Genomic DNA, 17,807 nt, shown 5'->3' on the forward strand with positions numbered 1-17,807 from the left:
GGCGATCTGTTCAGGTCGTACGTCGCCAACATGCCCTTTGAGGGCGGTCATGATGCCTCCACTTGCAAGGCAAGTCCTACGGGGCATGCGTGACCGCGGGACGCAGGGCATTTAGCGATGGAGCGACGTGAGAGGAGCCGAAGTGCCGGAGACCAGTCCGCGCGGAAACAAGCGCGCTGATCTCTCGGGCTGCTTCGCGAGCGGGGCGCCCAACACCAATGAGGGTGGCGGAGGCGGGACCGGTCCAGTCGCCGTAGCCGAGCAGGTGAAGGCGCGGTTCTTCCACGGACCGAGTTCCCACAGTGGCGATGTGACCGCGTGGGCCGCGTAGCCCCATGGGTGCCAGGTGCGAGAGGGCCGGACGAGAGCCAGTGCACCAGATGACCGCGTCGGCCGGTGTTCGTGTGCCGTCGGCCCAGACGACGCCCTCGCGCTCGATGCGCACGAACATGGGCGATGCCTTGAGCAGTCCGGCGTCACGGGCGTCGCGTACGGGCGGTACAGCGACGATGTCGCCGAGGGACGCGACGCCCCCGGTGTCGGGGCGGCCCTCGTCGAGCGCGCGGCGGCGGGCGGTGGCCGCGTCGAACAGGGCACGCCCGTCGATGTCGTCGGCAAGGAAACGGGGCGGGCGTTGGGTGACCCACGTCAGCTCGGTGTCGTACACCAGGTCAGCGGCGATCTGGGCACCGGAGTTGCCGCCGCCAACCACGATGACGCGCTGCCCGGCGAAGTCGCGCGGGCTGCGGTATTCGACGGTGTGCAGTTGCCGTCCGCGGAAGTCCGAGCGGCCAGGAACGGCGGGCACGAAGGGGCGCCACCAAGTGCCTGTGGCGCTGACAACGGCCTCGGCACGCCAGGTGCCCGCGTTGGTCTCTACGCACAGGAGCCTGCCGTCGCGGTGGACACCCTCGACGCGTACGGGGCGGTGCACGGGAAGGTTGTAGCAGCGCTCGTAGTCGGTGAGGTAGCCGACCACGTGGCGAGCGTCCGGGTACGTCTCCCCGGTCTGTATGGGCATGAGGCGGCCGGGCAAAGAGGAGTAGGCAGCTGGGGAGAACAAGTGCAGCGAGTCCCATGCGTGCTGCCAGGCGCCGCCCGCCTGGATCTGAGCGTCGAGGATGACGAAGTCCACGCCGAGGCGGCGCAGGTGGTAGCCGGCGGCGAGCCCAGCCTGGCCGCCGCCGACTACTACCGCTTGTGTCGTCTGTGTCATGTGGCGGGGCGCTCGGAGGCGGCCCGGCCAGGCATGAAGATCAGCGCCACCAGGGCCAGTCCCACGACAGCGCCGACGATTTGCATGCCGATGAAGCCCAGGACCGAGCCGGGCGCGATGCCCGCGAAGGTGTCGGTGAACGCACGGCCGATGGTCACCGCCGGGTTGGCGAACGACGTCGACGAGGTGAACCAGTACGCGGCTCCGATGTAGGAGGCGACGGCTACGGGAGCGAACTGGAGGCGGTTGGCGCGGGCCAGGCCGAAGATCAGCAGGATCAGGCCGGCAGTCGCGACGACTTCACCGAGCAGCAGGTGACCCGCCGAGCGGTCGTGGGTGGACCACTTCACGAGGGGCTCGCCGAACATCGCATCCGCCAGGATGGCGCCCGCGATCGCGCCCACGATCTGCGCGGGCACATAGACGGCCACCTCGCGTGGTGTGACCCCGGGGCCGCCGCGGCGGGCGGTCCACCACTCGGCCAGTGTGACGACCGGGTTGAAGTGCGCGCCGGAGACCGGGCCGAGCAGAAGGATCAGGATGCCGAGGCCGAAGACCGTGGCCGTGGAGTTGGCCAGCAGCTGTACGCCGACATCCTTTGTCAGTTCGGTGGCCTGGATGCCGGAGCCGACCACGACCGCCACCAGCACGGCGGTGCCTATGAGTTCGGCGGAGGCCCGCGCGACCAGCGGGGTGCGCGGCGGAGTGGCACCCGGGGCAGGCTCGACAGACTCGGACACGGGAGTGGCTGTGGCGGACTCCGCGGTCGAGGCGGCTTCGGCGGGGGTCATGGGCAGGCCCTCTTGTTCTCGGCGGCGGTGCGAGCGGACTCGGCCAGGTCGGCGAACTGGCCGGCGAGTTGGGCGATGACGTCGGGCTTGAGCCGGTAGTAGGTGAACCGGCCGCACGGCTCTGTCTCGACGACCCCGGCCTCGCGCAGCACTCTGAGGTGGTTGGAGAGGTTGGTCTGCCGGGCACCGGTCTCCTCCACGAGGTGAGTGGTGCACAGCGTCTCTTTGGCGAGCAGGGTCACGATCTGGAGCCTGAGCGGGTCGGCCAGAACCCGGATCAGATCAGTGTCGACTGACGTCATCATGGGCTGATACTGTCACATCAGTGGTGGCTGACACCACCGGGTGCTGATGTCATTCGCGCCTGATGCCGTCGTGAGACAAGAGAGAACCTCCGATGTCCGACAAGCCCTCCGTGCTGTTCGTCTGTGTCCACAACGCCGGCCGTTCCCAGATGGCCGCCGCGTGGCTGACTCACCTGGCCGGGGACCGCGTCGAGGTCCGCTCCGCCGGCTCCAACCCGGGCACCAACGTCAACCCAGCTGCCGTCGAGGCCATGGCCGAGGTCGGCATCGACATCTCCGCCGAGGTCCCGAAGATGCTCACCGTGGACGCGGTCAAGGAGTCGGACGTCTGCATCACGATGGGCTGCGGCGACACCTGCCCCGTCTTCCCCGGCAAGCGGTACCTGGACTGGCATCTGGAGGACCCGGCGGGCCAGGGCGTCGACGCCGTGCGTCCGATCCGGGACGAGATCAAGGTGCTGGTCGAGGGTCTGATCAAGGAAATCGCGCCGGAGCCCCAGGTATGAGCGCGAGCACCGGCACGAGTACGGGCATACGCAACGTCATTGTCATCGGCTCCGGTCCCGCCGGGTACACCGCCGCTCTCTACACCGCACGCGCCTCGTTGAAGCCGCTGGTCTTCGAGGGTGCGGTCGCGGCCGGCGGCGCGCTGGTGCAGACGACCGAGGTGGAGAACTTCCCCGGCTTCCGCGACGGCATCATGGGCCCGGAGCTGATGGAGAACATGCGGGCCCAGGCTGAGCGCTTCGGCGCCGAGCTCGTCCCTGACGACGTCGTCGAGGTCGGCCTCACCGGCACGGTCAAGACCCTCACGGACTCGGCGGGGACGGTCCACCGGGCGAAGACCGTCATCGTGGCGACCGGCTCGCAGCACCGCAAGCTGAACCTGCCCGGCGAGGACGCGCTCTCCGGCCGGGGCGTGTCGTACTGCGCGACCTGCGACGGCTTCTTCTTCCGTGAGCACGACATCGTGGTGGTCGGCGGCGGCGACACGGCGATGGAGGAAGCCACCTTCCTCTCCCGCTTCGCCCGCTCCGTGACCATCGTCCACCGCCGCGACACACTGCGGGCCTCCAAGACCATGCAGGACCGCGCCTTCGCCAACCCGAAGATCTCCTTCGCCTGGAACCGCGAGGTCGCCGAGATCCACGAGAAGGGCGGCAAACTCGCCGGGCTCACCCTGCGCGACACCGTCACCGGCGAGACCTCCGAACTCCCTTCCACCGGGCTGTTCGTCGCCATCGGCCACGACCCGCGTACCGATCTGGTCACCGGCCAGCTGGACCTGGACGACGAGGGCTACGTCAAGGTCGCCTCTCCCTCCACACGCACGAACATCCCCGGTGTCTTCGGCGCGGGCGATGTCGTCGACCACACCTACCGGCAGGCGATCACCGCGGCGGGCTCCGGCTGTGCGGCGGCTCTGGACGCCGAGCGGTACCTCGCTGCCCTGAGCGACGCCGACACCGCAGGCGAACCGGCCGTAGCGGCCTTCTGACGCCCCGGAGGAAGACCATGTCTCTCAAGAACGTCACCGACGACTCCTTCGAGCAGGACGTCCTGGCCAGCGACAAGCCGGTCCTGGTCGACTTCTGGGCCGCCTGGTGCGGCCCCTGCCGCCAGCTCGCCCCCTCGCTGGAGGCGATCGCCGCCGAGCACGGCGACAAGATCGAGATCGTCAAGCTCAACACCGACGAGAACCCGGCCATCGCCGCCCGGTACGGCGTGATGTCCATCCCGACGCTGCACCTCTACCAGGGCGGCGAGGTCGTGCAGACCATCGTCGGCGCCAAGCCGAAAGCCGCCCTCGAACGCGAACTCGCCGACCACCTCGCCTGACACGCGACGCCGGTGGGTGCACCCGCAGCGCCCCCACCGAGCACCCTTTCTCCGATCTTCGACGGAGGTTTCCCGGTGGCCAGCAAGCGCATCGTCGCCATCGGCGGCAGCGACGCCGGCATCAGCGCGACCCTGCGCGCCCGCGAGCTGGATCCCGACAGCGAAGTCACCGTGGTTGTGGCCGACGCCTACCCGAACTTCTCCATCTGCGGCATCCCGTACTACGTATCCGGCGAGGTCGGCCACTGGAGCGAGCTGGCTCACCGCACGCTGGCGGACCTGAAAGCCACCGGCATGCAGGTACGCACTGACACCCGTGCCACCGGAATCGACGTGACCGGCAAACGGCTGACCGTGCACGACGCCGGCGGTCGCACTGAGGAACTGCCGTACGACGCACTGATCGTGGGCACCGGCGCGATCAGCGTCCGGCCGCCCATCGAGGGCCTCACCGGCCCGGACGCACTCGGCCCGCAGCACGGCGTCCACATGCTGCACAGCATGGGCGACACCTTCGGGATCATGCAGACCCTCGCCGCGCGCCGCCCGAAGTCAGCCGTCGTCATCGGCGCCGGCTACATCGGCCTGGAGATGGCCGAGGCCCTCACCACCCGCGGACTCAACGTCACCCAGATCGAAGCCCTGCCCGAAGTCCTGCCCACCGTCGACCCTGGCCTCGGCGCCCTCGTCCACGACGAACTCACCTCCCACGGCGTCGAAGTCATAACCGGCAACCAGGTCTCCGCGATCACCCGCGACCCTGGCGGCGACCTCCTTCGCATCCGGGCCACCGGACCCGACGGCAGGACGTTTACCTGCGGCACCGACCTCGCCCTGGTAGTCGTCGGCGTACGCCCCGACACCGGCCTCGCCGCCACTGCCGGAGCCCGGCTCGGTGTGAAGGGTGCGATCGACGTCGACGAGTACCTGCGCACCTCCCTGCCCGACGTGTACGCGGCCGGAGACTGCGCCGTCACGCACCACCGCCTGCTCGGCAAGACCTGGCTGCCCCTGGGCACGACCGCCCACAAGCAGGGCCGGATCGCGGGCGAGAACGCCCTCGGCGGCCACCGCTGGTTCGCCGGCAGCCTCGGCACCCAGGTGGTCAAGGTCTTCGACCTCGTCGCCGCCCGCACCGGGCTGCGCGACCAAGAAGCCGTGGACGCCGGGCGGGGCTGGAGCCCGGCGACCACCGCGAGCCGCCCCGACGACCACAAGGCGTACTACCCCGGCGCCACCCCGATCTCCATCCACGTCACCGGCGACACCGGAAGCGGCCTCCTGCTCGGCGCCCAGCTCGTCGGACGACGCGGCGCAGAGATCTCCAAGCGCGTGGACACCTACGCCACCGCCCTCTTCCACGGCATGAATGTCGACGGCATCAGCGAACTCGACCTCTCCTACACCCCGCCCCTGGGCTCCCCCTGGGACGCCGTCCAGGTCGCGGCCCAGGCGTGGATGAACGAGCACCACCTCGACGTCCAGCGCCGGATGCTGGGCGTCTTCTGAGGCCCCCTCCTCCCGACACGGTCCAACGCCCACGGCTCCCGCAGGACCATTGACAGCCTGGATTAGCTCAACCAAAATTGAGTCAATGAATGCTGAGTGGTCTTCATCGGTGGTGGCGCGAGCACAACGGCACGCGGCACTGGGGGAACCCGCGCGCTTGGCGATTATCGACCGGCTGCTGCTGGGCGATGCCTCACCCAGCGAACTCGGCCAGGAGCTGGGCCTGACCAGCAACCTCCTGGCCCACCACCTCAAGCTGCTCGAACAGGTCGGCCTGGTCGAGCGGTCCCGCTCCGAAGGAGACCGACGCCGTACCTACCTGCACCTACGTGTGCAGGACCTGGCCGACACGATGCCCACGCCCCTGCGGACGGCACCCCGCGTTGTGTTCGTCTGCACCCACAACTCCGCCCGCTCCCACCTCGCCGCCGCCCTCTGGAAGCGCCACAGCACTGTCCCGACCGCCTCCGCGGGAACCGACCCCGCGCGACGCATCCACCCCCGCGCCGTCACGGCCGCACGCAAACACGGCCTCTCCCTGGCTCCCGCTCGCACCGCCCACATCGACGAGACGCTGCGCCCGGACGACCTCGTGGTCGCCGTCTGCGACAACGCTCACGAACAGCTCGGCCCCCGGCTCCCCGACCGTCTGCACTGGTCGGTCCCCGACCCCACCCGCACCGGCACCGACGACGCCTTCGCCGACGCCCTGAGTGATCTCGCCGACCGGGTCGACCGACTGGCGCCCGCCGTCCGCCTTCCTGGAGGCAGCGATGACTGAGACCGCGTCCTTCCCGCACCGCAACACGAGCATCGACCAGCAACTCGCCCTGCGCACCGCCGCCACCCACCTGCTCCGCCAGTTCGACGGCGCCTTCGGCCAGGAGACCATCGAACGCTTCCTGAGCTCCAGCTACGACCAGTTCGCCGGCCGCAGCACCATCCCCAACTTCCTCCCGCTCCTGGCTGAACGCTTCGCCCGCCAGCGCCTGCACGCCCTGGCGAAAGTCGAAGGTCACCACACCGACGGCAAGCCCATCGTGCTCTTCCTCTGCGTCCACAACGCCGGCCGCAGCCAGATGGCCATGGGCTTCTTCCAGCACCTGGCCGGTGAGGGTGCCGTGGCCTGGTCGGGCGGCTCCGAGCCCGGAGACGAGATCAACGCGTCAGCTATCGATGCGATGAGTGAGCGCGGGATCGACATCTCCCGCGAGTTCGCCAAGCCCTGGACCGACGAGATCGTCCGCGCCGCCGACGTCGTCGTCACCATGGGCTGCGGCGACGCTTGTCCGGTCTTCCCCGGCAAGCGCTACCTCGACTGGACCCTGGACGACCCCGCGGGCAAGAACGTCGACGACGTCCGCCCCATCCGCGACGAAATCGAGCGCCGCGTCCGCGGCCTCCTCGACGACCTCGGCGTCCCGGCACAGCGCTGAGCCAATCTCTGTTCACCGAGCTCCAATCACGTCCAATCACGCCAACTGATACCGCGACAAGACGAAGGCCCCGGCCGAAAACCGGGCGGACATTGTGCTGCACCCTTCGGGAACGTTCCTGCCCCGCGGAGCTTGCTAGCCCTTGGTGACCAACTCGTCGGCAACCGTCCGCGCCCAGTCCTCGATCTGGGCGAAGTCCCGGAAGTCGCCGCCCTTTCCGTTCTTGACGATCATCCGGGCGACCCACCCCTTGGCGCCCTCCTGCAGGCAGCCACCGAAGGTGACGTGCCCGTTCACGTCGAACCGGGTCATGGCCCGCTTCAGACCAGGCACCGGCGGGATGTCCCGCTCGGCGGCCGAGGGGTCGAGCGGACCGCTGCTGAACAACCACAGCGGGCGTTCTGCCAAATCCCGGCGGTGCCGACGGAGGAACCGGCGGGCGTCCTTGTGCCAGCGTCCGGCGTACAGCCCGCCGCCGACCACGACGGCGTCGTACGGCTCCACGCGTGCGACGGAGCCGGCGGGCAGAGCCTCCGCGGTGAGGCCCTCCTTGCGCAGTACCCCGGCAACCGCCTCAGCGATCTGCGCGGTCGATCCGTTGGTCGTCCCGTAGGCGACCAGCACCTTGGTGGTCATGGTGCTCTGCCTCCTTTCACCACTTCACAGCTTGCGCAGCCAGTCGTCGGCTATGCCGTGCAGCGCCTGCTCGTCGGGCCGGACGTGCGAGTCGTCCAGCCGGTGGCCGAGCTTGTCGACGACCGCGACCACGCCGTCGATCTGACGGGTCATGGAGACGGCGATCTGCGTCTCACTCTTGCGCTCCATCTGGCCCATGAGCGTGACCACGCCCTCGGTCACGGAGACGGCGATGCCGCGCGGCGGCAGCCACAGGGCCCGTACCAGCACCTCGTCCACGACCTCGGCGCGGATGTCCGCGTCCGACCGCAGGAAGACCTGGAGCAAGTCGCGGCGGGTGACGATGCCTACGAGCCGGTGCTCCTCGTCAAGCACGGGCAGCCGTTCGATGCGGTGCTGCGCCATGGTCCGAGCGGCCTCGACGATGGTGTCGTCGGCGTGGACCGTGACGGGCGGCTCGCTCATCAGCCGGCCGGCGGTGCCGGCCCGGGCCTTCGCGGCCCGCGTCCGGCCGGCGCGGGTCAGCCGGTCGAAGCGGAAGCGCTTCTTCGGCTCGTACGGGTCGGGCGTCTCCGCCTGCCGGACCAGTAGGTCCGTCTCGGAGATGACGCCGATGACCTTCTCGTCGTCGTCGACCACGGGCAGCCCGCTGATGCGGTGGTCGCCGAGCAGCCTGGCCACTTCCTTGAACGGGGTGCCGTACTCGGCGCGGACGACCTCCGTGGTCATCACGGAGCCGACCTTGTTGTGCTTCATGATTGTCCCTCCTCAGCGGAGCCGGCGCAGATAAGGATCCTGGGGCCTGCGCGGCAACAGGCGTACGCGCGCGTCGAGCACGGTGACTGCGCCCGGTGACGCGAGAACGGGGTTGAAATCGGCCTCGGCCAGCTGCGGCAGGTCACTCGCCATGCGGGACAGCCGCAGCAGCAGGTTTTCGAGGCCCTTGAGGTCGACCGGTCGGGAACCGTTCGCACCGAGCAGGAGCGGGGCGCAGCGCGGGGCCGTGATCAGGTCGTGGACGTCGTGGTCGGTGAGCGGGGCGAGCCGTGCGGCGTGGTCGGCGAGGACCTCGGTCGCGGTGCCGCCGAGCCCGAACAGGACGAGAGGGCCGAAGACCTGGTCCTGGACGACGCCGGCGAACAGCTCGGTGCCGCGGTCGGCGAGCGGCTGGATCACCACGCCCTCCAGCAGGCCGGCGAACCGTGTCTCCAAGTCATGGAAGGCGGCGCGGACTTGGTGGTCTCCCCGGAGGTCGAGGTGGACAGCGTGCTGGGCGGTCTTGTGCACCAGGCCCGGCCAGTGCCCCTTCATCACGACACGGCCGTCGGCGCCGCGCAGCCGGTCGGCGGCGAGGACGGCGTCGTCCTCGGTGTCTGCCCAGGCCCAGGCCAGCTGGGGAATGCCGTAGCAGCCGAGGAGTTCGGCGCAGTCGCGCGGGTCGAGCCAGCCGCCGTCGGGGTGCCGGTCGAAGTAGGCCTTGACGACGTCGTGGGCGCGCTGCGTCTCGATGCCGTCGAGGTCGGGGACCCTCCCCGCGGGCCGGGCCAGCCAGGCGGCGCGGCGGGCCGCGTGGGCCAACGCCCGGGCCGCCGCCTGAGGTTCGGAGTAGGAGGGCACGGTGCCGCCTTCGGCGGCGGGGAGCAGTTCGACGGGCAGGCCCTGTTCGAGGCGTACCACGACGATCGCCCTGGGGCGCCGTCCCGGGACGGCGTGGGTGAGTGCCCGGACCAGGTCGTCGCCGGTCGCCGCCGCGACCGCCGTGGGGACGAGGGCCACGAGGACGGCGTCGACGGCGCCGTTCCGCATGATCCGGTCCACGCAGTCGCTGAGCTGCTCCTCCGTGACGGCGGCGGTGGCATCGACGGGGTTGCCGACGGCGGCGCCGTCGGGCAGCGCGTCGAGCACGTCATCGATCAGCTCGGGGCCGGGCGCCGGAAGCTCAAGCCCGGCCTCGGCGCAGGCATCGGCCGCGAGGACGCCGGCTCCGCCCGCGTTGGTGACAATGGCGACGCGGGGTCCGGCGGGCAGGGGCTGGGAGTGCATCAGGGCGGCGGCTTCGAGGAGTTCGCCGACCGAGCGGGTCGCGGTGATGCCGGCCTGGGTGAACAGGGCGCCGCGGGTCATGGTGCGGGTGGCGGCCGCCGCCGTGTGCGAGGCGGCAGCGCGGCGGCCCGCGTCGGTGCGGCCCGCGTCGACTGTCAGGACCGGCATGCGGCGGGTCACCCGTCGGGCCGTACGGGAGAACGCGCGCGGGCTGCCGAAGGACTCCAGATGCAGCAGGGCGAGGTCGGTACGGTCGTCGCTCTCCCACCACTGGAGCATGTCGTTGCCACTGACGTCGTACTTGTCACCGAGGGAGACGAAGGAGGAGACACCGATGCCCAGGCGGGACATGCCATCGAGCAGGGCGATGCCGACTCCGCCGGACTGCACGGCGACGCCCGCGGTGCCGGGGCGCGGGTGGCCGGCGGCAAAGGTGGCGTCCAGGCGCAGCTTCGGGTCGGTGTTGGAGATGCCCAGGCAGTTGGGACCTACGAGGCGCATGTCGTGCGAACGGCAGGCCACCAGCAGGGCCCGGGCCTGATCCGCGTCCAGCCCGGCGGTGACCACGAGGATTGCCCGTACGCCCGCCTTCCCGCACTCCTCGGCGAGGGCCGGGATCGCGGCGGCCGGTACGGCGAGCACCGCGAGGTCGGGGGTCCTGGGCAGGGCACTGACCGACGGATGGCACGGCACCCCGAGGATCGAGCTCGCGGCGGGGTTGACCGCGAACAGACGGCCTGTGTAGCCGCCCGCGTGGAGCTGGTGCAGGATCGCCCGGCCCACCGAGCCTGGCTTGCGTCCGGCGCCGACAACGGCGACCGTCCGCGGCCGCAGCAATGGTTCGAGGCTGGCGACGTCGGCCGCGCGGCCGCGTTCCTCCACGGCCGTCAGATAGGTGTCGCCCTGGTCGAGGGCGATGGTGCAGCGCACCTCGGGGCCCTCGAAACGGCGGGCGGTGCGCAGGCCGAGGTCGGCGAAGAGCTTCAGCACCTCGTGGTTCTCGCTGAGCGCGTCCGCCGTGAAGCCGGTGATGCCTTCGGCGTGGGCGGCGGAGACGAGGTGCTCGATCAGGAGGGTGCCGACGCCCCGGTGGTGCAGCCCGTCGGCGACTGCGATGGAGATCTCCGCGGTGTCCCCGGTCCCGCCGCTGTCGTACTCGGCGAGGCCGATCACCCGGCCGCCCGTCTCGGCCAGCAGCGACCGGTATCCGGGGTGCTGCTCGGCGCAGGCCCGCTCGGCGGCCATCTCGGCTGAGCGGCGGCTCGCGGCGAAGAACCGCAGCCGCAGGGTCTCCGGGGACATCTCCTCGTACAGCCCCTGCACCTGGTCGTGGTCGTCCCGCCGCACGGGACGGATGCACACAGTGGTGCCGTCCGCGAGCAGGGCGTGGACCGTGGGCCGGCTGAGCGTGTCGTCCGTCATCGCGGTTCCCCTCGGTGTTCCTCGGTGTTTCCCCGGCACTTTGAGGGTCCAACGAACGGAGCGGCGGCCCCATGGGCTGTCCGGGCGGTGCGGGTGGGCCGGTCGGCCCTCAAAGGAGGGCCGTTGTCAGGTGCTCCGGGCCCACCCGGCGAGGGCCTGGTCAGACGTTCCAGGTCCAGTCGGCGATCTCCGGCAGGTCCGTGCCGTGCTCGCGGATCCAGGCGTGGTGGCGGGTGCGGGCGTCGGCCATCTCCTGGCGTACGGCGGCGGCGCGCACGGCGAGGCCCGGGACGCGGTCGATGACGTCCATGACCAGGCGGAAACGGTCGAGGTCGTTGCGGACGACCATGTCGAAGGGTGTGGTCGTGGTGCCGGACTCCTTGTAGCCGCGCACGTGCAGGTTCTTGTGGCCGGTGCGGCGGTAGGCGAGGCGGTGGATCAGCCACGGGTAGCCGTGGTAGGCGAAGATCACCGGCTTGTCGGCGGTGAACAAGCCGTCGTACTCGAAGTCGGTCATGCCGTGCGGGTGTTCCTCGCGCGGCATGAGCCGGGTCATGTCGACGACGTTGACCACGCGGACGGCGAGTTCGGGCAGATGGCGGCGGAGCAGTTGGGCTGCGGCCAGGACCTCCTGCGTGGGCACGTCCCCGGCGCAGGTGAGCACCACGTCCGGTTCGCCGCCGTTCTCCGTGCCGGCCCAGTCCCAGATGCCGGCGCCGCGCGCGCAGTGGGCGCGGGCGGCGTCCATGGACAGCCAGTCGAAGCAGGGCTGTTTGCCGGCGACGATCACATTGACGTAGTCGCGGCTGCGCAGGGCGTGGTCGGCGACGGACAGCAGGGTGTTGGCGTCGGGCGGAAGATAGACCCGGACGACTTCGGGGCTCTTGTTGAGGACGTGGTCGACGAAGCCGGGGTCCTGGTGGGAGAAGCCGTTGTGGTCCTGCCGCCAGACGTGCGAGGTCAGCAGGTAGTTGAGGGAGGCGATGGGGGCCCGCCAGGGCAACCGCCTCGACGTCCTGAGCCACTTGATGTGCTGGTTGACCATGGAGTCGACGATGTGGACGAAGGCCTCGTAGCAGGAGAACAGTCCGTGCCGTCCGGTGAGGAGATAGCCCTCCAGCCAGCCCTGACAGGTGTGTTCGGAGAGGATCTCCAGCACGCGGCCGTGCCGGTCGAGGTGTTCGTCGACGGGCAGGGTTTCCGCCTGCCACGCCTTGCCGCTGGCGTCGTAGAGCGCCTGGAGCCGGTTGGACGCGGTCTCGTCAGGGCCGACGACCCGGAAGTCCCGGCGCGTGCGGGTGTCCTGCATGACCTGTCGCAGCAGGTCTCCGAGGACCCGGGTCGGTTCGTGCAGGGTCGTGCCGGGCTTGTCGACCGGTACGGCGAAGGAGTCCAGGGAGCCGATGGGCAGATCGCGGACGAGGAGCCCGCCGTTGGCGTACGCGGTGGCGCCCAGGCGGCGGGAACCGTCGGGGACACAGTCGAGGACATCGGCGACGGGCCGGCCGTCGGCGTCGAACAGCTCCTCGGGACGGTACGAGCGCAGCCATGCCTCCAACTGCCGCAAGTGCTCGGGGTTTTCGCGGACTCCGGCCAGCGGGACCTGGTGGGCCCGCCAGGTTCCCTCCACCGGCAGACCGTCGACCTCGGCGGGGCCGGTCCAGCCCTTCGGCGTGCGCAGCACGATCACGGGCCAGTGGGCCCGCTCGCCGACGCCCTCTTCACGGGCGGTGCGCTGGAGCAGCGCGATGCGATCGAGCGCGTCGTCGAGGGCGCGGGCCATGGCTCGGTGGACGGCGGCCGGGTCGTCGCCGGTGACGTGGATGGGTTCGTGACCGTAGCCGCGCAGCAGAGCGTCGAGTTCCTGCTCGGGCAGACGGGCCAGCACGGCCGGGTTGGCGATCTTGTAGCCGTTGAGGTGCAGGATCGGCAGGACGGCGCCGTCGTGCACCGGGTCGAGGAACTTGTTGGAGTGCCAGGAGGCGGCCAGTGGCCCGGTCTCCGCCTCCCCGTCGCCGATCACACAGGCGACGAGCAGGTCCGGGTTGTCGAAGGCGGCGCCGTACGCGTGCGAGAGGGAGTAGCCGAGCTCACCGCCCTCATGGATGGATCCCGGCGTCTCGGGCGCCACGTGGCTGGGCACGCCTCCGGGGAAGGAGAACTGCCGGAACAGCAGTCCCATGCCGGCCGCGTCCCGACCGACGTCCGGATAGGTCTCGCCGTACGACCCCTCCAGCCAGGAGTTGGCGAGCACTGACGGGCCGCCGTGCCCGGGACCCCACACGCACAGCGCGTCGAGCCCGCGCGCCCTGATCACCCGGTTGAGGTGGGTGTACACGAGGTTCAGGCCCGGCGAGGTGCCCCAGTGGCCGAGCAGCCGGGGCTTGATGTGCTCTGCCCGCAGCGGCTCACGCAGCAGCGGGTTGGCCAGAAGGTAGATCTGTCCGGCGGTCAGGTAGTTGGCGGCCCGCCAGTGGGCGTCCAGGGTTCGCAGTTCGTCGTCGGTCAGTACGGTGCTGTCCTTGTGCTCGAGCTCGGGCATGGGTGACTCCGTAGTTCATCGAGTACGCGGTCGACGGGCGGTGGGAGGCGGTGTGGCAGGCAACAAGGCCAGGAAACTGCCGCGCAAGACGTACGAGAAGGAACTGCTGCGTGCGTGCAGATGGAGTCGGCGAAAGCGCGGGAGCGGGGCGGGCGCCTACGTCGATCGTCATCTTCGAGGGGCGGGTACGCGGCAGGCAGGGGCAGGCACCGTCGAGCGGGTCACCGAACACCTCACCCCGAGAGTGGCACAGATCGCGGCCCTGCCCAATCCGAGCGAGCGCGAGCCCACCCAGTGGTACTACCCCCCGGTACATCGAGCACGTCATGGGCCTGTGCACCAAGGAGGAGCACCATCCGTTCCTTTGTTCCTTGCCGGGCACGGCGCTCACACCGGCTGCGGTACGACGGCGACCGGGCAGGCGGAGTGGTGCAGTGCCGCGTGGGCGACGCGGCCGAGCTGGAGCCCGAGGTGGCCGGGGCGGCGCTTGGCGCCGACGATCAGGAGGTCGGCGCCGTGCGAGGCGTCCACCAGCACGCGGCGGGCGTGGCCCTCGACGGTACGGCGGTGCAGCTCCAGGTCCGGCGGGGCGTCCCGCAGAGCGCCGGCGAGGGTCTCCACGGCGTGCTGCTCGTGCAGCCGGGCCGGTGCGTCGGCCAGCAGGGGATGATCGGTGGTCTCGTGCGCGGGGCACCGCCAGGCCCGTACGGCGTCCAGGGGAACCCCGCGGCGCCGGGCCTCCTCATAGGCGAAGCGCACGGCCGCCGAGGCCTCGGCATCCTCGCCCACGCCCACCACGACACGTCCGTGGACCGGGGGCGTGGCCTGGTTGTCGTGGTTGCCGCGCAGCACGATCACCGGGCAGTGGGCGTGCGCGGCCACAGTGAGGCTGACGGAACCGAGCAGCACCTCGGCGATGCCGCTGCGGCCGCGGTTGCCCACGACCAGCGCGGAGGCGTTCCGACTCTCGCGCACCAGGGCGTACTCGGGTTCCTCGAACACCACGTCGGAGGTCACGTTCAGCTCAGGGTGCCGAGCGTGTGCCCGCCGAGCGGCGCTCGCGACGACCTCCTGGGGCATCACCTGTGCGCTGGGATCGCCGAGGTCCCTTGCGAGTGAGGCGCCCTCGTAGCGCTCCCACAGGCAGGCGTACACGACATGGAGTGGGACCCCACGCAGCACGGCCTCGTCGGACGCCCAGTCCGTGGCGCGCAGGCTGGGCTCGGAGCCGTCGACTCCGACGACCAGAGGCAGGTCCATCGCCGTCACCGCCCCGCGCCGAGGTCGAAGACGATGCGGGCCTTGACCTGGCCGCGGAGCACGTCCTCGATGGACTGGTTGACGGAGGCCAGCGGACGGGTCTCGCAGATGACCCGGGTGCGTCCGGAAGCGTGGAGCTGGAAGACCTCGGTGAGGTCCTGCCGGGTGCCGACGATGGAGCCGATCACCGAGGTGCCGTTCAGGACGGTGTCGAAGATCGGGACCTGGATGGTGCCGTGCGCCGGGAGGGCGACCATCACGAGCTTGCCGCCGCGCCGCAACCCGGAGTTGACGGCGGCGAACGCGTCCTCGTTCACGGCGAGGGCGATGGCCGCATGGGCGCCTCCGTACCGCTTGAGGACCTCGCCGACGTCGTGCTTGCGGGCGTCGATGGTCAGATCGGCGCCGAGTTCCGCGGCGAGTTCGAGCTTCTCGTCGGTGACGTCGATGGCCGCGACGGTGGCCCCGGCGATCTTGGCGTACTGCACGGCCAGGTGACCGAGCCCGCCGACGCCGGAGATCGCGACGAGCTGCGTGGGCTTCACATCGGCGACCTTGAGCGCCTTGTACGTGGTGACGCCGGCGCAGGTCAGCGGGGCGGCGTCGACGGCGGTGACGCCCTTCGGCACCGGCTGGGCGAAGTCTGCCCAGGCCAGCATCTTCTCGGCGTAACCGCCGTCGCAGCCGTAGCCGGTGTTGATCTGCTGCTCGCACAGTGTCTCCCAGCCGGACAGACAATGCTCGCACCGCCCGCAGGCCTTCCCGAGCCACGGCACGGCGACCCGCTGACCGACGCTGAGGTGGGTCACACCGTCGCCGAGCTTCTCGACGAGGCCGACCCCCTCGTGGCCGGGCACGAACGGCGGGCTGGGCTTGACGGGCCAGTCGCCGTGGGCGGCGTGGATGTCGGTGTGGCACAGCCCGGAGGCCTCGACCCGGACGCGGACCTGACCGGGTCCGGGCTCGGGATCGGGGCGGTCCTCGATGACCAGGGGCTCGCCGAAGGCTCGTACGACCGCTGCCTTCATAGGGTCAACTCCTCAGGGACAGTGGTCAGTTGTGGGCGACGACAGCGACGGGGGCCGCGGCGTGGTGCAGGACTGCATGAGTGACGGGGCCGATGTGGGCGCCGAGCGGACGGCGGCGGATGCGGCGCCCGACGACGACCAAGGAAGCCTTGAGGGAGGCATCCACCAGCCGGGCGCCGGGGCTGCCGGACGGCGTCTCCTCGGTGACCTCGACGCTCGGGTACTTCTGACGCCAGGGCCGCAGGGCTTCCGCCAGAACGGCGGCCTGCTGCCGGGCGATCTCGTCGTGCAGCCGGAGATCGGCGGCAAGGCCGTAGACGTAGTACGGGGGCAGGTTCCAGCCGTGGATCGCCCGCAGGCCGGTCTCGCGGCGGGCGGCCTCCTCGAAGGCGAACTCGATCACCGAATCATCGAGGTTCGCCGCGTCGAGGCCCAGGAGGACGGGCCGGTAGGGCGTGACGGCCGATGGGATGCCCGCCGGGTCCGGATCGTGTTCGTCTGCGGCGTGCTCACCGGCACGGACCAGGACGACGGGCCGCTCGAGGTGCGCCACGACGGAGAGTCCGACGGAGCCGACCATGAACCCGCCGAGTCCGCTGAGCCCACGCGAGCCGAGGACCAGCAGTTCCGCGTCCGCGGCGGCCTTGACCAGGGTGTCGGCCGATCCGCCGACCAACTGCTCGGTGGTCACCTCTACGCCGGGGTGCCGCAACCGGATCCCCTCGGCGGCCTCGCGCGGAATGCGCTCGCTCCAGTGCTGCTGGGTCTCGGCGCCGAGCAGCGGGGCCTGGGCCATGGGTTCCGGGACGGGCTCCCAGACATGGACGATCTTCAACGGCAGGCCGCGCAGCTTCGCCTCGCGGGCCGCCCACTCGGACGCGGCCCGGCTCTCGGACGAGCCGTCGAGACCTGCGACAACGGTGCGGACCATGGTTCTGCCTCCTGATCGAAAATCTGTTACCAGCGTCGGACTTGAGGAGTTGCTGCGTCAGGGGCCGCTGGTCCCCGGTCGGGGCCAACCGGCCCAACGGCCCCTGGGTTCACCTCAGCCAGGGGTTGCGGCTGACGATCGGCAGCCGCGCCCACGCCCTGCCGAGTCCCCAGACCGCGCCGGCCCCCACGGCCGCGAGCGCGATCAGAACGACGGCGTACACGACGTGGTACTCGGCGAACGGGTTGGTCGACATGCTCGGCGAGCCGTCGGACAGGTGCTTGGCCGGCGGCCACTCGGCGATCCACATCAGCGCCATCATCAACGTGCCCGCGATGGCGGCCAGCCGCAGCCCGATGCCCACGATCAGCGCCACACCGATGCCGAGCAGGCCGAGCATGAACAGCCAGTCCGCCCAGGCGTCCCCGGCCCAGTCGTGGAGGGTCGACTCCATCGGACCCGCCGCCACGCCGCTCAGGAAGCCCTTGGTGGGCGAACCGCCGTCGATCCAGCCGTTGCCCGACTGGGTGGCGTAACCGAACCCGAAGGTCTTGTCCAGGAACGCCCACAGGAAGATGAACCCGGTCAGCAGCCGCAGCCCGGCGAAGACATAAGCGCTCGTCGCGGTCGTGTCGGCCGCCGCCTCGGCCGTCCGGGTCCTGCGCAAGGTCGGTAGACGGAATCCCAGGTGCCGGTGCGGTTGATCGCGAACTGCCATGATCTTCATCCCCCTCGGGACGGATTCGCTGTTGACGGCGTCCACTCTCGTCGCGCGGGCATGCCGTGGCCTGGTGCCGAAAGTCGGCGTCCGTGGGGCTGAACGGCCCCTTCCTCGGGTCCTGTCGGGCC

Annotated in this window: 17 protein-coding genes and 1 pseudogene; 7 read left to right on the forward strand and 11 right to left on the reverse strand. The window is 70.6% G+C overall.

The window, feature by feature from the left end:
• Nucleotides 1–76: 76 nt before the first annotated feature.
• From OG254_RS03635 to OG254_RS03645, 3 genes are read right to left on the reverse strand one after another with little or no spacing between them, the layout of a single operon-like run.
• Nucleotides 77–1,216 carry an ArsO family NAD(P)H-dependent flavin-containing monooxygenase gene (locus OG254_RS03635; RefSeq protein ID WP_405577148.1) on the reverse strand — a complete coding sequence of 380 codons (1,140 nt, stop codon included), beginning with the start codon at nucleotides 1,214–1,216 and terminating at the stop codon, nucleotides 77–79.
• A complete protein-coding gene (locus OG254_RS03640; RefSeq protein WP_405577150.1) occupies nucleotides 1,213–2,007 on the reverse strand; it encodes an aquaporin in 795 nt (264 codons plus the stop codon). The genes OG254_RS03635 and OG254_RS03640 overlap by 4 nt, the downstream gene beginning before the upstream one ends.
• Entirely contained in the window at nucleotides 2,004–2,312 is a 309-nt protein-coding gene (locus OG254_RS03645; protein WP_362380153.1) for a metalloregulator ArsR/SmtB family transcription factor, read from the reverse strand. The genes OG254_RS03640 and OG254_RS03645 overlap by 4 nt, the downstream gene beginning before the upstream one ends.
• Before the next feature lie 92 nt (nucleotides 2,313–2,404).
• Between OG254_RS03645 and OG254_RS03650 the strand changes: the two genes are divergently transcribed.
• From OG254_RS03650 to OG254_RS03675, 6 genes are all read left to right on the forward strand, one after another.
• On the forward strand, nucleotides 2,405–2,818 hold the full coding sequence (locus OG254_RS03650) for an arsenate reductase ArsC (RefSeq protein WP_405577153.1): 414 nt from the start codon (nucleotides 2,405–2,407) through the stop codon (nucleotides 2,816–2,818).
• Complete coding sequence (gene trxB / locus OG254_RS03655; protein ID WP_405577155.1) at nucleotides 2,815–3,810, forward strand: thioredoxin-disulfide reductase; 996 nt, start codon at nucleotides 2,815–2,817, stop codon at nucleotides 3,808–3,810. The genes OG254_RS03650 and trxB overlap by 4 nt, the downstream gene beginning before the upstream one ends.
• A gap of 17 nt (nucleotides 3,811–3,827) precedes the next feature.
• On the forward strand, nucleotides 3,828–4,151 hold the full coding sequence (trxA, locus tag OG254_RS03660; RefSeq protein ID WP_405577157.1) for a thioredoxin: 324 nt from the start codon (nucleotides 3,828–3,830) through the stop codon (nucleotides 4,149–4,151).
• A gap of 75 nt (nucleotides 4,152–4,226) precedes the next feature.
• The gene (locus OG254_RS03665; RefSeq protein WP_405577159.1) at nucleotides 4,227–5,660 is read left to right on the forward strand and encodes an FAD-dependent oxidoreductase; all 1,434 of its coding nucleotides are present in this window, start codon (nucleotides 4,227–4,229) and stop codon (nucleotides 5,658–5,660) included.
• 85 nt (nucleotides 5,661–5,745) lie between these two features.
• Nucleotides 5,746–6,441 carry a MarR family transcriptional regulator gene (locus tag OG254_RS03670; RefSeq protein ID WP_405577161.1) on the forward strand — a complete coding sequence of 232 codons (696 nt, stop codon included), beginning with the start codon at nucleotides 5,746–5,748 and terminating at the stop codon, nucleotides 6,439–6,441.
• Nucleotides 6,434–7,096: an arsenate reductase ArsC gene (locus OG254_RS03675; RefSeq protein WP_405577163.1), complete on the forward strand. Its 663-nt coding sequence runs from the start codon at nucleotides 6,434–6,436 to the stop codon at nucleotides 7,094–7,096. The genes OG254_RS03670 and OG254_RS03675 overlap by 8 nt, the downstream gene beginning before the upstream one ends.
• 135 nt (nucleotides 7,097–7,231) lie before the next feature.
• On the opposite strand, the gene OG254_RS03680 is transcribed toward OG254_RS03675, so the two are convergent.
• The 4 genes from OG254_RS03680 to OG254_RS03695 form a co-directional block, all read right to left on the reverse strand.
• The gene (locus OG254_RS03680; RefSeq protein WP_405577165.1) at nucleotides 7,232–7,732 is read right to left on the reverse strand and encodes a flavodoxin domain-containing protein; all 501 of its coding nucleotides are present in this window, start codon (nucleotides 7,730–7,732) and stop codon (nucleotides 7,232–7,234) included.
• Nucleotides 7,733–7,756: 24 nt separating this feature from the next.
• Complete coding sequence (locus OG254_RS03685; protein WP_405577167.1) at nucleotides 7,757–8,488, reverse strand: CBS domain-containing protein; 732 nt, start codon at nucleotides 8,486–8,488, stop codon at nucleotides 7,757–7,759.
• A gap of 12 nt (nucleotides 8,489–8,500) precedes the next feature.
• Complete coding sequence (locus OG254_RS03690; protein WP_405577169.1) at nucleotides 8,501–11,197, reverse strand: GNAT family N-acetyltransferase; 2,697 nt, start codon at nucleotides 11,195–11,197, stop codon at nucleotides 8,501–8,503.
• Between the two features lie 160 nt (nucleotides 11,198–11,357).
• Nucleotides 11,358–13,739 carry a phosphoketolase gene (locus OG254_RS03695; RefSeq protein ID WP_405577171.1) on the reverse strand — a complete coding sequence of 794 codons (2,382 nt, stop codon included), beginning with the start codon at nucleotides 13,737–13,739 and terminating at the stop codon, nucleotides 11,358–11,360.
• On the opposite strand from OG254_RS03695, the pseudogene OG254_RS03700 reads away from it, so the two are divergent.
• Nucleotides 13,738–13,998 (forward strand): annotated as a pseudogene (locus tag OG254_RS03700) (hypothetical protein); the annotation flags it as partial. The gene OG254_RS03695 and the pseudogene OG254_RS03700 sit on opposite strands and share 2 nt — an antisense overlap.
• Nucleotides 13,999–14,126: 128 nt before the next feature.
• Here the strand turns inward: OG254_RS03700 and OG254_RS03705 are convergent.
• From OG254_RS03705 to OG254_RS03720, 4 genes are all read right to left on the reverse strand, one after another.
• Nucleotides 14,127–14,999, reverse strand: a complete 873-nt coding sequence (locus OG254_RS03705) for a universal stress protein (protein WP_405577173.1) — start codon at nucleotides 14,997–14,999, stop codon at nucleotides 14,127–14,129.
• 5 nt (nucleotides 15,000–15,004) lie between these two features.
• Complete coding sequence (locus OG254_RS03710; RefSeq protein WP_405577175.1) at nucleotides 15,005–16,027, reverse strand: zinc-dependent alcohol dehydrogenase; 1,023 nt, start codon at nucleotides 16,025–16,027, stop codon at nucleotides 15,005–15,007.
• A 25-nt stretch (nucleotides 16,028–16,052) separates the two neighbouring features.
• Complete coding sequence (locus OG254_RS03715) at nucleotides 16,053–16,958, reverse strand: universal stress protein (protein ID WP_405577177.1); 906 nt, start codon at nucleotides 16,956–16,958, stop codon at nucleotides 16,053–16,055.
• A gap of 109 nt (nucleotides 16,959–17,067) precedes the next feature.
• The gene (locus tag OG254_RS03720) at nucleotides 17,068–17,676 is read right to left on the reverse strand and encodes a hypothetical protein (RefSeq protein WP_405577179.1); all 609 of its coding nucleotides are present in this window, start codon (nucleotides 17,674–17,676) and stop codon (nucleotides 17,068–17,070) included.
• Nucleotides 17,677–17,807 lie beyond the last annotated feature (131 nt).

The sequence above is a fragment of the Streptomyces sp. NBC_01092 genome, assembly GCF_045039535.1.
Taxonomy (GTDB): Bacteria; Actinomycetota; Actinomycetes; order Streptomycetales; family Streptomycetaceae; genus Streptomyces.